At 31.6% G+C, this 15,431-nt stretch carries 12 protein-coding genes; 5 read left to right on the top strand and 7 right to left on the bottom strand.

Annotation, left to right across the window (positions count from 1 at the left end):
* Positions 1–59: 59 nt before the first annotated feature.
* Positions 60–1,529, bottom strand: a complete 1,470-nt coding sequence (gene araA / locus CLOCEL_RS06255) for an L-arabinose isomerase (protein ID WP_010076132.1) — start codon at positions 1,527–1,529, stop codon at positions 60–62.
* A gap of 698 nt (positions 1,530–2,227) precedes the next feature.
* Between araA and CLOCEL_RS06250 the strand changes: the two genes are divergently transcribed.
* The 3 genes from CLOCEL_RS06250 (at position 2,228) to CLOCEL_RS06240 (ending at position 5,556) form a co-directional block, all read left to right on the top strand.
* Positions 2,228–3,328: a GntR family transcriptional regulator gene (locus CLOCEL_RS06250; protein ID WP_010076133.1), complete on the top strand. Its 1,101-nt coding sequence runs from the start codon at positions 2,228–2,230 to the stop codon at positions 3,326–3,328.
* A gap of 52 nt (positions 3,329–3,380) precedes the next feature.
* Positions 3,381–4,439 (top strand): aldose epimerase family protein, encoded by a 1,059-nt coding sequence (locus CLOCEL_RS06245; protein ID WP_010076134.1) that lies wholly within the window; start codon positions 3,381–3,383, stop codon positions 4,437–4,439.
* Positions 4,440–4,650: 211 nt separating this feature from the next.
* Entirely contained in the window at positions 4,651–5,556 is a 906-nt protein-coding gene (locus CLOCEL_RS06240) for an ArsR/SmtB family transcription factor (RefSeq protein ID WP_010076135.1), read from the top strand.
* Between the two features lie 221 nt (positions 5,557–5,777).
* Here CLOCEL_RS06240 and CLOCEL_RS06235 read toward each other — a convergent pair whose 3' ends face one another.
* The 3 genes from CLOCEL_RS06235 to CLOCEL_RS06225 are packed head-to-tail and all read right to left on the bottom strand — an operon-like array spanning position 5,778 to position 9,158.
* The gene (locus tag CLOCEL_RS06235; RefSeq protein ID WP_010076136.1) at positions 5,778–7,445 is read right to left on the bottom strand and encodes an ASKHA domain-containing protein; all 1,668 of its coding nucleotides are present in this window, start codon (positions 7,443–7,445) and stop codon (positions 5,778–5,780) included.
* Between the two features lie 4 nt (positions 7,446–7,449).
* Complete coding sequence (locus CLOCEL_RS06230; RefSeq protein WP_010076137.1) at positions 7,450–8,472, bottom strand: methylcobamide:CoM methyltransferase MtbA; 1,023 nt, start codon at positions 8,470–8,472, stop codon at positions 7,450–7,452.
* 29 nt (positions 8,473–8,501) lie between these two features.
* Entirely contained in the window at positions 8,502–9,158 is a 657-nt protein-coding gene (locus CLOCEL_RS06225; RefSeq protein ID WP_010076138.1) for a corrinoid protein, read from the bottom strand.
* A gap of 458 nt (positions 9,159–9,616) precedes the next feature.
* Between CLOCEL_RS06225 and CLOCEL_RS06220 the strand changes: the two genes are divergently transcribed.
* Together CLOCEL_RS06220 and CLOCEL_RS06215 are read left to right on the top strand one after the other, a co-directional pair.
* Positions 9,617–10,291: a DUF1638 domain-containing protein gene (locus CLOCEL_RS06220; RefSeq protein ID WP_010076139.1), complete on the top strand. Its 675-nt coding sequence runs from the start codon at positions 9,617–9,619 to the stop codon at positions 10,289–10,291.
* 47 nt (positions 10,292–10,338) lie between these two features.
* Complete coding sequence (locus CLOCEL_RS06215; protein WP_010076140.1) at positions 10,339–11,406, top strand: uroporphyrinogen decarboxylase family protein; 1,068 nt, start codon at positions 10,339–10,341, stop codon at positions 11,404–11,406.
* 248 nt (positions 11,407–11,654) lie between these two features.
* Here the strand turns inward: CLOCEL_RS06215 and CLOCEL_RS06210 are convergent, their stop codons facing one another.
* The 3 genes from CLOCEL_RS06210 to CLOCEL_RS06200 all read right to left on the bottom strand — a co-directional run bounded on the left by CLOCEL_RS06210 (position 11,655) and on the right by CLOCEL_RS06200 (position 14,964).
* Positions 11,655–12,536, bottom strand: a complete 882-nt coding sequence (locus CLOCEL_RS06210; protein ID WP_010076141.1) for a carbohydrate ABC transporter permease — start codon at positions 12,534–12,536, stop codon at positions 11,655–11,657.
* 26 nt (positions 12,537–12,562) lie between these two features.
* Entirely contained in the window at positions 12,563–13,501 is a 939-nt protein-coding gene (locus CLOCEL_RS06205) for a carbohydrate ABC transporter permease (protein WP_010076142.1), read from the bottom strand.
* A gap of 98 nt (positions 13,502–13,599) precedes the next feature.
* Positions 13,600–14,964, bottom strand: coding sequence for an ABC transporter substrate-binding protein (locus CLOCEL_RS06200; RefSeq protein ID WP_013291658.1), 1,365 nt, complete (start codon positions 14,962–14,964; stop codon positions 13,600–13,602).
* Positions 14,965–15,431 lie beyond the last annotated feature (467 nt).

Genomic DNA, 15,431 nt, shown 5'->3' with positions numbered 1-15,431 from the left:
TTCCCCCTTCTTATAAAGTTTAAATAAATTATATAAGCAAAATATTCATCTTCTAAATATTATTTTAACTTCCAAACCATATCGCTTAGGATTAATTCTTGTTGAAGTTTTGCTATAGTAGTGTCTTTATTGATATGGATAAATTCTATTCCCATCATATCAGCAAAGTCACGCATATGTTCTGCAGTTAATGAGTAAGACATAACTGTATGGTGAGCACCACCAGCTAATATCCAAGCTTCTGCTCCAACTTCTAAATTAGGCATTGGTTTCCACATAACACGAGCAACTGGAAGTTTTGGCATATCTTTCAATGGAGCTACAGCTTCAACATCTGCAACGATTAATCTAAAACGTCCACCCATATCTATTAATGATACTTGTATAGCACTTCCACTACCACCGTTAAATACTAAACGAGCAGGTGCTTCTCTATCGCCTATTCCAAGTTCATGAACTTCAATTGTTGGTTTTCCAGCAGCAAGAGTTGGGCAAACTTCAAGCATGTGTGCTCCAAGAACTAATTCATTACCTTCTTCTAAATGATAAGTGTAATCTTCCATAAAGGCAGTTCCACCTTCAAGGCCTTCAGCCATTACCTTCATGATACGAGTCATAGCAGAAGTTTTCCAGTCACCTTCTCCACCGTAACCATAGCCTTCACCTAAAAGTTCTTGTGAAGCAAGACCTGGTAATTGTTTCATTCCATACAAATCTTGGAAAGTGTTTGTAAATGCTTTAGAATCTTCATCAGCTAATAATTTCTTTATTGCTATATATTCTATTGTTTGGTATCGTACAGCTTCGATATTATCTGTTTTAATGTCGTATTTTTCGGTGAATATTTTCATTTGTGCATCTACTTCTGCCTCTGTAACTGCATCCATGTATTTAACAAGTTTTCCTACTGGTTGTGTATTAACTTCCCAACCAAATTTTATTTGTGCTTCAACTTTATCACCTTCAGTTACAGCAACTTCCCTCATGTTATCTCCAAAACGTACAACTTTTAAGTTTTGGCTTTCAATAACACCTATAGCACTTCTCATCCAACCGCCGATTCTTTCACGTACTCTATCATTTTCCCAATATCCCGCAACAACTTTACGTGGTTTTCTAAGTCTTGTTGCAATAAAGCCGTGTTCTCTATCACCGTGGGCTGATTGAGTTAAGTTCATGAAATCCATATCGATAGTTTCCCATGGAATTTCTTTATTAAATTGTGTATGGAAATGTAACATTGGTTTTTGTAGTCTTGTTAAACCTTCTATCCACATCTTTGATGGAGAGAATGTATGCATCCATGTTATTACACCAGCACAATTTGGATCATTATTTGCTTCTAACATAACCTTTGTAATTTCATCTGCTTTTGTAACTAAACCCTTATTAACAATTGTTCCAGGGATTTTAGCGCTTTTGTTTAATCCATCAACCATTATTTCTGAATGATTTAATATTTCTTTTAATGGTTCTTCACCATATAAATGTTGACTTCCTGTTAAAAACCAAAATTGATATTTTTTCATAACTAAGATCTCCTTTAATATTTTTTATTTTGAAGCATTGATTCATTTCTTTAAGTCATTTCCAAATATTTACTCTGTATTTTCTATAACTTTTATAACATCATTTGCTCTACGTTCTAAATACAACTCTTTATACCAAGCTACAGTAATCCACTCCTAAAGCCATTTCATTACTATTAGATCCCTTTTAAGTTCTAAACTTGTACGTAACACATTGTTTGTTTTTACATACATCACCGACTTATATTAATAATATACTTAAAGCACATTCCTTGTCAATATCCCTTGAAATAGTTTTCAAGTTACTATTTTTGCTTTTGTAAATGAAAAAAAAATCTATAAACTCAGGCATTTACCCTAATATTATCTCCATTTCAACTGAATATATCCTTGTTTCTTCTATAAATAGCTTTTTAGTATATAAATATTTTCAAACACTTTACTTATAAGTACAAGTGGCATATAATATTACTATAATTTCATCATTTTGTATCAAATACGTTTCTACAACTCTTATCCTTGTTTCAATAAAGTGAACTACAGTAAGTTTCATAACTTATGTTCAATAAAAACCATATTACATTAGTGATAACTTAGATTTTCAAAAATACTTCAATAATAAAAAATTCAGCTATTAATGAATTTTAATTTCAAAATGAAAATCTTTATCTATAACAGATCATCGAGAGGAGATCCAAATGTTTAAAAAACCTATAGTTTTAAACGGTAAAGCACCGAAATTTGTTCAAATACAAGAAGATCTTATAAATAAGATCCTTAATTATGATATATTATACGACGACAAAATCCCCTCTGAAACAGAGCTCATGACATACTATAATGTGAGCAGACATACAGTTCGTATGGCATTGCTAAACCTACAAAAGGAAAATTTTATTAGAAAAGAGCATGGCAAAGGTTCGTTTTGTAATTATATAGCTGATAAAGGTCACGAAAGCAAAACTATTTTGGTACTCACAACATATATATCTGATTATATTTTCCCATTTGTAATCTCTGGAATAGAAAAAGAATTGACAGCTAGAGGCTATAACATGATGGTTGCTTGTACTCAAAACGATAAGATAAAAGAAGCTCAAATTTTAAAAAATCTACTCACTCAAAATATTGCAGCTTTAATTATAGAGCCAACACGAAGTGCAGATCCTAACGCTAATTCAGCATTAATACAAGAACTTCAAAATAAAGGTGTGAAAGTTATATTTCTTAACGCTGAATATTCCGACATTTCAGCTCCTTTTGTTAGGTTAGATGATGAGAAGCTTTCATATGATTTAACGAAATTAGGTATAAATCTAGGCCATAAATCTATCCATGGAATATTTAAAAAAGACGACCTTCAAGGAATCAGGCGTGAAGCTGGTTTTTTTAAAGCAATAGAAGAAAGTGAAAATCTAGAAAATTATAGGACTGTAACTTATACCACGGTGACAAAACATATTGTACCCTTAGATTATGTTAAAACCCAAATAAAAAACAATACACATCCAACACTTTTTATCTGCTATAACGACGAAATTGCCGTTGATGTAATCCGAGCTATTAATGAATGTGGCTTAAAATGTCCAGAGGATATATCCGTACTAAGTTTTGACGATTCTACTTTAGCCTACACCTCTTCCCCTAACATCACATCAGTAGTCCATCCTAAAGAAAAGTTAGGGAAATTGGTTGCTAGCAATGCTATTTCTATGGTAGAAGATAATGCAAAGCTAGAGAATATTATTTTAACAAGTGATATTTCAATAAAGAAATCATGTATCAATATATATCAATGATCAATTTATATGTATCACCGTTCAAATTATTATAATTGAGAGGAGTTATTATATGTCAATTACAAAAGAACTTTTTGGGAAAACACACAATGGTGAAGATGCATACATCTTTACGGTTAAAAATTCTAATGGTATAACCGCTAAATTAACTAACTTCGGTGCTATACTAGTTGCACTTAATACGCCTGATTCTAATGGCAATTTTGCAGATATAGTTTTAGGTTATGATGATTTTGAAGGCTATCTTGAAAATCCACAAAATCTAGGTGCCACTATAGGAAGAACTGGGAACAGAATAAAAGATGCAGAATTCTATATTAATGATATAAAATATACACTAGCAAAAAATGATGGAGAAAATTCTCTTCATGGAGGCCTTAATAACTATAAAAAAGTTTTATGGAATTCAGAAATAATTGAAACTCCAGATTATGATGCTGTTGAATTCACATATCTAAGTAAAGATGGTGAAGAGGGCTATCCTGGAAATCTCAATGTTAAAGTTACATACTCCTTAACAAAAGATAATTCCTTAAAGATAGATACTGAGGCAGTAGCAGATAAAGATACAGTAGTTAACATTGTTAATCATTCCTACTTTAACCTTGGTGGTCATGACAGTGGATCTATCTTCAATCATAAACTACAAATTAACGCAGATACATTCACTCCAATAGCCCCAGATATTATTCCTACTGGTGAGTTGAAAAAAGTCGAAGGAACACCAATGGACTTTAGAACTCTTTCACAAATTTCTAAAATGATTGACTATAATTTTGAACAAATTGCTTTTGTTAACGGCTATGATCATAATTGGGTTTTAAATACAAATGGAGACATTTCCCTTTTAGCCACAAAAGTTTTAGATGAAAAAACTGGAAGATTAATGGATATCTTTACAACTAAACCAGGAATTCAATTTTATAGCGGTAATTTTCTAGATGGTGCAGAAAAAGGCAAAAACGGAGTTGCTTATCAAAAAGGGGATGGCTTATGTCTTGAAACTCAATACTTCCCTAACGCTATAAATTGCCCTTCTTTTCCTTCCCCTATATTAAAAGCTAATGAAAAATACACTCACACCACAATTTATAAATTTTCAACGAAATAATATTTAGAAGGATAGTTTATTTTTAACTATCCTTTATTTGATTTCCTAATATATATTTTGTGTGTAGTTTTTGTTAACATTTTCTATATACAGTTGTGTTCTTCATTTTACATTCAGTTAAAATTATATATTTATTTAATCTCTCATTTGGTGTATACTATAAATAGTTTACTAATATTTAATTATTATACCTCAAAGGAGTATTATATATATGATTCATATTACAGATCTTAATGAAGGTTTGCCATTATTTAAGGCTTTAAGTTCTGACATAAGAATAAAAATAATTGGACTTTTATCAGAATATACGCAACTAAACATGAATGAACTCTCAGAAAAGTTAGAATTATCCAATGGTGCTATAACTATGCACGTAAAAAAGTTAGAAGAATGTGGTCTAATTAAAATTAGCACTTTAACAGCAAAGCACGGTACTCAAAAAATTTGTGCTCTTCACGAGGATAAATTCGTTATCGATATAGTTAAAGATGAAGTCCCTAATTCCTACGAAGTAGAAATAGGTATAGGTCACTATAATTCTTACGACATTTATCCAACTTGCGGTATTGCAACCAAAGATAAACTTATAGGTGAAGTAGACAATCCAAGTTATTTCGCTGATCCTGAAAGAATTAACAGCGATATTCTTTGGTTTACTAAAGGTTTTATCGAATATAGAATTCCAAACTACTTGAAACCAGGACAAAATTTCTCAGAAATACAAATCTCTATGGAGATTAGTTCAGAAGCTCCTGGAAATTGTTCTATTTGGCCTTCCGATATTCATTTCAGCTTAAATGATATGCATTTAGGAGCTTGGACTAGCCCAGGAGATTATGCAGACAGTAAAGGTATATTAACACCTTCTTGGTGGTTTCCAAATTGGAATCAATATGGGTTATTAAAGTTACTTTACATCAATAAATACGGTACTTTTATCGACGGACTAAAAATTTCTGATGTAACAATAAGTGATATTAACTTAAACTACAAAAGTGATTTATCAATAAAATTATCAGTTCCAGAAGACACTAAAAACATAGGCGGCTTAACAATTTTCGGAAAGAACTTCGGGAACTACAACCAAGGAATAAACATAAGGGTAATTTACGAATAATTTTATTGTACACATCATTTACCTTGACACAGCGATTATATTGCACACACATTATAACTTTCAATGTGTGTGTAACGCTAAAAATAAAAACTATCCTAAACTAATCACATTTGTATGGTTAGTTTTTTTAGGATAGTTTTTATTTACTAAATAAGGGACCGTAAAATAAAGTTTATAAAATCAATTTAGAATAGCTTTCTATAAATAGAATTAAAATATTTTTAGAATTTGATGTTTTTTACAAACACCTTATCAAAATCCTCATAATTTGAAAGTTCTATAACTTCAATTTCTTTTACAACCTCACTTATTTCTTTTCTATAATTCTTATTAACTAATAACACCTGTCCCCCACTTTTAGAGGTATTACCTATAAACTCTATTTTGCCTTCAAATGCCTTAGGTAAAAGCCCTATGTTAAGTAAACTTTTCACTCTTAAATGGTAACCAAATGAACCTGCAATAAGAACTTTATCTACTTCATCAGCCTTTACATTTTTGCTTTTAAGTAAAAATTCAATTCCTGTTCTTATTGCACCCTTTGCAAGCTGAACTTGTCGTACGTCTTTCTGTGATAAATATACTTTATCCGTAAGCATAAAGACATTCTTTCCATCAACTTTAACTAATCTTTCATTTGTTAATGGTTCTTCAGATTTACCAACTGCAAATCTTCCACTTTCATTGATAATATTATAGCTTACTAGTTCTCCAACAATATCCAAAAGTCCGCTACCACATATTCCTGTAGGCTTAACATTGCCTATAGTCTTAATTTCAATATTCCCCGATTCTTTTATATCAAAATATTCTATAGCACCATTTCCTGCTCTCATGCCATGAGTTATGTTCATCCCTTCAAAAGCTGGTCCTGCTGCTGTTGAAGAAGCCGAAAGTTTTCCATTATCAGCAAAAACCATCTCCCCATTAGTTCCTATATCAATAAAAAGAATTTTTCCTTTTTCTTTATGAATCTCAGCTGCAAGAACCCCAGAAGTTATATCTGCCCCAACATAGGATGAAATGATTTTAGGTAAATATATTAATCCATAATCAGAGATATTCAATTTATGTTCTTTAGCAGATAAATATATATCTCCATCCACTAGTGGAGTATACGGATATTTTCCAAGAGAATATGGGTTTACGTTGGTTGCAAGATGTATCATACAGGTGTTACCACTAAAAATAACTTCATATATATTATCTTTATTTTTACCACTATTAAGAATTACCTTGCCAATCATACTGTTTGCTTCATTTATAAACTCAGAGTACATAAGCTGAAGTCCATTTTCATCTGATGCAAATTTAATTCTAGACAATACATCTTGCGCATGGACACTCTGAGGATTTAACGCTGAAGTGGATGCTAACTCTTCACCATTATTTAAGTTAATCAAAGAAGCAACTAATGTAGTGGTTCCTATATCAATAACAACCCCATAATTCTCCCCCGAAGTGTCACCAACTTCTTCCGTGAGCAACACACCATTTGCAAATACTTTGGTAACATTCTTTTTTTCCGTATATTTCTTTTTTATATAACTATCTATTTCTACATTAAAGCTTTTCCCTTCACTAAGAATTTGTATAGACTCCTTTTGTTCGAAATCATTTATATAAACAGATATATCCCCATATATTTTTGTATCACAAGCTAATACAAACCCTTCTTTTTCCTCTTCTGCTTTAAGTTTATGTTTACCATATTGAAGAACATTACCTACAGATTCCTTTGAAAGCTTAACCTTACATTTACCGCATACACCTACACCGTTACAAGGAGCTTCAATGGTAACACCACTACTTCTTGCTGCACTTAAAATAGTACTGCCTTCTTCAACTTCTATCTCTTTATTATCCGGATAAAATCTTACTGTTGGCATTCAATCAACTCTCCTTCACGGTATTAGTCATCGCTAAAATATTATTTAATGAAGTAGAGGTGCTTAATCCACATGCCGGAGCAATAATATCTATTTCATCTCTCAATAACTTATTAGTTAATTCAGAAACCTTTTTATCATCTCCAAATTCTAGAGCAAATGTACTCAAATTTCCCATTGTTGTTATCGACGAATACTGCCCTTTAAGATCTCTTAAATTAACAAACGCATCAGTACTAATAGCATTAGCTCGCATCTTAGGAATCAGATGATTAACCGAATCCATTTTCCCGCAAATATGAATAATCGCTTGAGCACCAGCTTCATGAACACTATCCACGATTTTATTTAGGTAAGCAAGTGCATATTCTTCGAAAACTTTAGGTCCAAGAATTTCTCCAGTAGCTGTTGGATCGGCTATTGATATAACATTCACGCCATTATCAATCATCAATTTTGCATACTCAATTAGAAAATTTGTAATATAGTCTATAGTTTTATGAGCATTATTTTTATCTTTTCTCAATTCTTTCAGGAACGTCATGGGATCTACTATAGATGCTGCAGTACTTATAGGTCCAGTAAGACTTCCAATAACCGGAACATCAGAATTTTTCTTGGACAACTTATATCCAGTTTGTATTATCGTATCAACTCTGCCAGATCTCAACATAGCATCTATTTTCCTATATTCTACCTTAGACACAGAGGAAAAAATTTCTCTCTGGATTTTCGGCTCACATTCTAAAGTCCCAAAGTCGATTGGACTTCCTAATACTTCTGCTTCAACAGTCATACAAAACGGTATACCAAAATTTTCAAAACCAGTATTGCTTTGTATATCAGCAGATAAATCAGTCATCAAACTTTCTTCACTATGCGCTGCTGGCAAAGTATTACCTGTTTTTTGCATTACTTCAACAATAGCAGCATTCATCATTCCACCAGGACAAATTACTGGTGGTCTATCAACCTTTTCTTTATTCAATACTCTCTTTAGTCTTTCTTTTGGTGTGAATACACTCATTTAATCACTTCTTTCTTAATAACAGATCATTATATAGCTACATTTATAAGTTTTTTAGCAAGTTTAACTGCTTCAGCAGCATTTGTAGAATATCCATCAGCCTCTATTTTATCTGCAAAACTCTGTGAAATAGGTCCTCCACCTATCATAACTTTAAATCTATCTCTTATATTTTCACTTTTAAGAAGCTCAATAACTGTTTGCATTCCCTCCATGGTAGTTGTCATAAGAGTAGATAATGCTATAATTTCAGCATTGACTTCCTTAGCCTTATTTACAAAATCTACAGGTGCAACATCTCTTCCTAAGTCAACAACTTCAAACCCAGAAGTTTCTAACATAATTTTCACAAGATTTTTTCCTATATCGTGAGTATCACCTTCCATGACTCCAATTACAACAGTATGTTTTTCTGCAGACTCATCAACTTTTATATGTGGTTTAAGAACATCTACTCCTGCATACATAGCATCTGAACATAACAAAAGCTCTGGAATAAAATATTCCTCCTCGTCAAAAAGTTCCCCCGCTCTTTCCATCCCTTTTGACAGCCCTTTATCAATTGCTTCATAGGCATCGAAATTTTGTTTTATTATTTCCTCAGCAATAGTTACTGTAACTTCTTCATCCATTTCTACTACAGCTTCAGCAATTTGTTTTAATAATTCCTCTTTATTTGTTGACATAAGATATCCTCCTAAAATTAACTTCTTAATCATTTGAATAAGAAAAATAGATTTATGTTTAAATAGGCCTCTACCCTAAAGATTTTTCGTATTGCTTGTACACATATGATATATAGCACCAAATTTTTAATTAAAATGTTTTCCGCAATATATTTATTATTAGAAACAATAAAAAAATTGTTCTATTCTTTAACTTTATCAGCATTTCATACTATTCCAATAGGTTTTAAGGAGTTTATATAGACATCTTAGTATACTTTTTTAACATTGTCAACAATAACAGTTAATTAATTTTAATTTTGTATTTTATTTAATATATTGACATACCGATACAGGTTCTTTATAATAATTCTTATATGTTTAGTAGGTTTTATCTTTCTCGTAATGTACCATACAGATTTATTCATATATCTTATAAATAAATTAATTATTCCAAAATGAGTTTGTGGAGGAGTTTTATGTCAATAAAGGTAATTGCATGTGAGGTTATGAAAGAAGAGTTATTATCTATTAAACCTAAAGCAGCTATTGATTTTGAATTTATTTCTATGGGGCTTCACCTTTATCCGAATAAACTGCAAAAAGAAATACAATCAATACTAGATAAATCATTAAATTATTCCAGAATTATCTTAGCTTTTGGTCTTTGTGGTGGATCTATTAAAAATGTAAAAGTAAAAAATAGCATTTTGACAATTCCTAAAGTGCATGATTGCATTCCAATACTTTTAGGCTCTAAAGAGAAATATTATAAGCTAAAAGATGAAGAAAAAGGAACTTTCTATTTAAGCGGTGGGTGGATGTTAACAGAAAAATCCATACTTTCTGAGCATAAACGTATTTGTGAACGCTTTGGCGAAAGAAAAGCTTTAAAGGTAATTGATAAAATGTATAACAATTATAAAAGAGTTTTATTTATAAACACTAGCCGAGATTGTGATCTACAAATCAAGGAGCAATCCAAGGAAATTGCTAGGCTTCTAAAGGTAAACTATGAAACTATAGATGGAACCAATAATTTCCTTGAGAAAATTGTCCTTGGTCCTTGGGATCAAGGAGATTTTATAAATATTCCTCCTTTTGGAACTGTTACAGAAGAGGATTTTGGTATTGGTGAAAGGATAAGTGATTAAAGATAGACATTTAAAAAATTATTTTAAAATTTATGGAGGTGTACATTATGAGTTCAATACAAAACAAAGATAAATTAACCTCTCTAGAAAGAGTTGTATTAAGTCTACAATTTAAAGAAACAGATAGACCTGCAGTAGCTCCACTAGTCTGTGGTGCTTCACATCGTGTACTTGGAACTACCTATGATAAATGGTCAACTGATAGTGATTTAGCAACAAGAAGCCTTCTTGCTGCACAAGAAATAATCGGACATGATGCATTTTTAACCTTAGTTGATCTTTCTATAGAAGCAGCCGACTTTGGTCAAGAAATTATCTTCCCTAAAAACAGTACTGCGTATCCTAACTTTGATAACCAATTCATAAAAAATGCTGATGAATATAATAAAATCAAATACGTTAATCCTCGTGAAAGCACAAGAATGAAAAGTGTAATTGATATTTGTGGTGGCCTTGCAAAAGCTAAAGGAAAAGAAGTTGGAGTTCTTGGCTTTGTATATGGTCCATTAGGAGTTTTATCTCAAATTAGAGGTCATAAAGAACTGTTTAGAGATTTAATTAAACATCCTCAAGAAGTTTTAGGTGCTGTAGAGATAATTACAGATGTACTTGTAGACTATGTTAAAGCACAAATAGAGACAGGTGCTCACGCAGTAGTAATTGATCCTCTTTATTCTTCACCAACAGTATTAAGCAAAAAACAATGGGAAACCTTTGAAGGACCTTATGTTAAACGTATAGCAGATGCTATTAGAGAAGCTGGTGGTCTTGTATCTGTTCATAACTGTGGAAATGGTGTTTACTTTGAAGAGGTAATCAAATGGATGAATCCAGGTTCTATTTCTGTAGCTCATCCAGCATACGGATGTAACAATTGGGAAGAACATGCTAAAAAATGGGGGCAAAAAGTTGTTACAATAGGCTATTCTGACCCTGCTAATACAGGCCTCATAATGACACCAAAAGAAATAATTAAAGACTGTCATAGCCAAATTGATTTATTTAGGCAAAATAATGCTGGCTTTATTCTTTCTACAGGTTGCGAATTTCCTCCTAACGGTAATCTTCTTAGTGCGATTGCCATGGTTAATGCATCTAAAACCTATAAATACTAATATTACATAGTTTTAAATCATTTCTACATAATAAAAAGTTGTCTTCAATACATTCATACGTATTATAGACAACTTTTATCTTAGTTTATTAACCTTATTTTATGTTTCTACCCAATAACTATAAATGACTTAAGCTATTTATCACAATTTATAATATTAATAACGCTGTAAGAATATCTCCTACAGCGTTAAATTATTTTTATATAATAATCAAATTTATATTTCTTATTTACAAGCTAGTCCACTTATTAGCCTTTAACTCCAGATATAGCAACCGATTCTACTATTTGTCTTTGGAAAACCATAAATACAACTAACATAGGTATCATAGCTACTACTGACGCTGCCATGATAAGTGGATAATCTGTTTGTATTGCATAAGTTGAGTTAAAGCTTGCAATTACTGTTTGCAAAGTCTTTTTCTCAGGTGTATTTAAGTAAATAGTTGGTGCTAAATAATCATTCCAAATTCCCATAAACCACAAAATTAATTGTGCCACAATAGCTGGTTTTATAAGTGGGAAAATGATTCCGTAGTACATCTTAAAATATGAACATCCGTCAATTTTAGCTGCCTCGATTATTTCATCAGGAACTCCACTTAAATATTGTCTTATAAAGAAGATCATTGTTACATTACCAAATAAGCCTGGCACTATTAGTGGTAACAGTGTATCAACCCAACCGATTTTTGAGAATAAAACGAATTGAGGTATCATAACTACTGGATATGGTATCATCATTGAAGCTAATAACATTAAGAATAAACCTTTTTTATGTGGGAACTTTAATTTAGCAAAAGCAAATGCAGCCATACTAGATGTAATAGTTCCTACAACAGTAACTGGTATTGCAACCATCAAACTGTTTATAATACCACTTAATAGTGGACCCTTTTCCCAAATTTCTAGGTATTTTCCCCAGTTAGCTTTCTCAGGTATCCATACTGGTGGTATCGAAAATACTTCCATCTTTGATTTTATTGAAGTGGAAATCATCCATATCAATGGTGCTATCATCACAATTCCACCTAAACATAAGATCAAGAAAAGGATTATATTAATTATTTTATTTTTTGTTTTTACTGAAGTGTTTTTAATTTCTACGTTCTTTTTTAAATTACCTTCCATACTTACAACTCCTTCCCCTATCTATGTTAGTTATCGAATTTTTCATTTAACTTGAATTGAACAAGAGTTACTATAAATATGAATATTCCAAGTACCCAAGCAACTGCAGAAGCATATCCCATTTGGAAGTTTCCAAAGGCTTTTTGCCATAGATAGTATACAATAGTTCCGGCACTGTACATTGGACCTCCATCTACAGTCATTATATTTGGTTCGATAAACATTTGAGAACCACCTATAATAGAAGTAACAACTAAGAAGAAAGTTACAGGTCTTACCATTGGTATAGTTATCTTTCTTAATAATTGGAATGAACTAGCACCATCAAGCGTTGCTGCTTCATAATACATTTTAGGTACATTTTGAAGTGCTGCTAAATATAGAAGCATTGAATATCCTAAGCCTTTCCAAATTGACATAACCATTATCGCTGGCTTTATTGTATGCTCATTTTGAAGCCAGTTTGGACCCTTTATTCCGAATATATCTAGAACTTGATTTACAAGTCCAAAGTCTCCATTATAAGCCCATTGCCATAATATTGATATAGCAGCTAAAGATGATACAACTGGTATATAGTAAATAACTCTAAAAGCTTTTGTTCCTTTTAAGCCTCTATTTAATGCCATAGCTAATAATAATGACAAAATAAGACCGACTGGTATTCCACCCATCATGAATATGGTATTATATAGAGCCTTCCAGAATCTTTCATCTTTGGCCATTTCTTTAAAATTTTCTAATCCTGTAAATCTCATCTGTCCAAGACCATTCCAGTTTGTAAAGGATGCATACAAAGAATATAATGCTGGTCCTAAGATAAATATGAAAAACTGAAGAATTGGTGCAAGGATAAATAAAAATGCGGCTTTGCGTTCATTTCCATATAATTTCGACTTACCCGACGGCGTATATACTAATTCACTCGTTAATTCTTCTGACACATTTGTTTTTAGCTTTGCCATTGAACTTTCCATCTCCTTTTACCATAGTTTCTTTAAGCTAGAGGATGCTCTCTAGGTAACGAGAACATCCTCATTTATAAAATTATTAAAGGGATTAATTATTTCTTATTTGCTTTAGCTTCTTTTTCTTGTTCTATAGCTTTATCAAGAAGTTCTTGCATTTTTGGTTGAACTTCTTTACAGTAATCAGCAGCTGTTTGTTTGCCATCTAATACTGGTTGAATATTTGAGAAGAAATATTGATACCATTCAGCATTGTAAGTAGCATCAGCTGGGAAGTTTCTTCCGTATTCATTTATAATTTGAAGGTATTCTTCTTTATTTTCTGGTTTGATGCTAGTGTTAGCAGCCCATCTTTTAGCTTCTTCTTTGTTGTTAGGTACTTGAACTTTTAAGTCAACTAATTCTTTTTGTCCTTGAGCATCACCTGATAAGTACATTGCAAGTTCAGTAGCTTCTTTAACATTCTTTGAATTTTTTGATACACCAAATCCTAGAGAACCAACCCAAGTACTTGGTTTACCAGTTGAACCTGCTGGCCAAGGAATTACATCGTATTCAAATTTTAATTCTTCAAATGCTCCTAAGTCCCAAGGCGCTACTGGGAAGAAACCAAGTTGTCCTTGAATCCATCTTTGGTAAGTATCAAGAGTTTGTGCTTGTTCTACAGAAGGTGTAATTCCATGAACATTTTGCATATCAGCGAAGTATTGTACTGATTCAGCAAATTCTTTTGTATCTACAGTAACTTTAGTTCCAGTGCTATCAATGAAATCTGCACCATTACTCCAAATAAATTGTTGTGATGACCAGTTAACATTTAAACCAGTACCCCATTGATCTAATTGTCCATCTCCATCTTTATCTTTAGTAATCTTTTTACAAACATCGATAAATTCTTGGAAAGTATATGGCTTATCTTTGTCTGGTAATGGTATTCCAGCTTCTTTGAACATAGTCTTGTTATATCCAAATCCGAATGGTCCTAAATCTTTAGGAAGACCATATATAGCACCTTTACCAAGAGTTTCACCATCAAATCTATATTTGTTTACACCTTTTTCCCATAAGTCTGCTAATTTAACATCAGTAGAGCCTTCAACATATTCAGTAATATCAGCGAGTACTCCTGAATTAACCCAAGCTTTAACTTCTCCTGGATTTACATAGAATACGTCAGGAACATTTTTAGCTGCAATTGCTGCTTGAATCTTTGTTGTGTATTCATCTCCTGAAGTTGAAATTATTTTTACTTTTACATTTGTATGACTTGACTCATAACTTTTTATAACTTTTTGGTAAGCTTCTAGTTCATGTGGTTGTCCTTTAAGCATAACTTGGATTTCAACCTTTCCATCCGCTGCTGCTTCCTTCTTAGCACCACATCCCCCTAAAATCATGCTAGTTCCTACAACTGTAGTCATTAACACTAGGCCAAGCTTTTTCTTAAATGTTTTTAACATAGTAAACCCTCCCATTTTTATATTTTAGCTTTTTATCATCTTTTCAATACCAATAATGTTTTAGATTTTTCTATAACATTTAATGTTTAATTGAAACCACTGTGATTTAAAACCGTTTTCAAGTATATTATCTTAAATTTTATCCTTCTTGTCAATATTATTTTAAAAAAATGCAAACTATTTTATATTTTATTAAAGACAGCTTACATTATTTTATACTTTTTTCAAATATTTTATATACAAACTCTTTTATATCACCTTTCAACTGTCTTAAAATCGTTTACTTACCAGTTATTTTTTTGAATATCATTACTTTTTCTACCTACTCACTAATTATTTCAATAATCACAGCATTTTGCTTTAAATGTTTTTGAATCATTTTATATACTACTATAATATAATAGTATATATTTATTAATCGATTGTCAACATAGTTAAACAATTTCTACCGTTTTTTTAGAATAAAA

This window comes from Clostridium cellulovorans 743B, from assembly GCF_000145275.1.
GTDB classification, from domain to species: Bacteria; Bacillota; Clostridia; order Clostridiales; family Clostridiaceae; genus Clostridium_K; species Clostridium_K cellulovorans.
The sequence above is the reverse complement of the archived record's forward strand: the minus strand, read 5'-3'. Positions and strand labels throughout refer to the sequence as shown.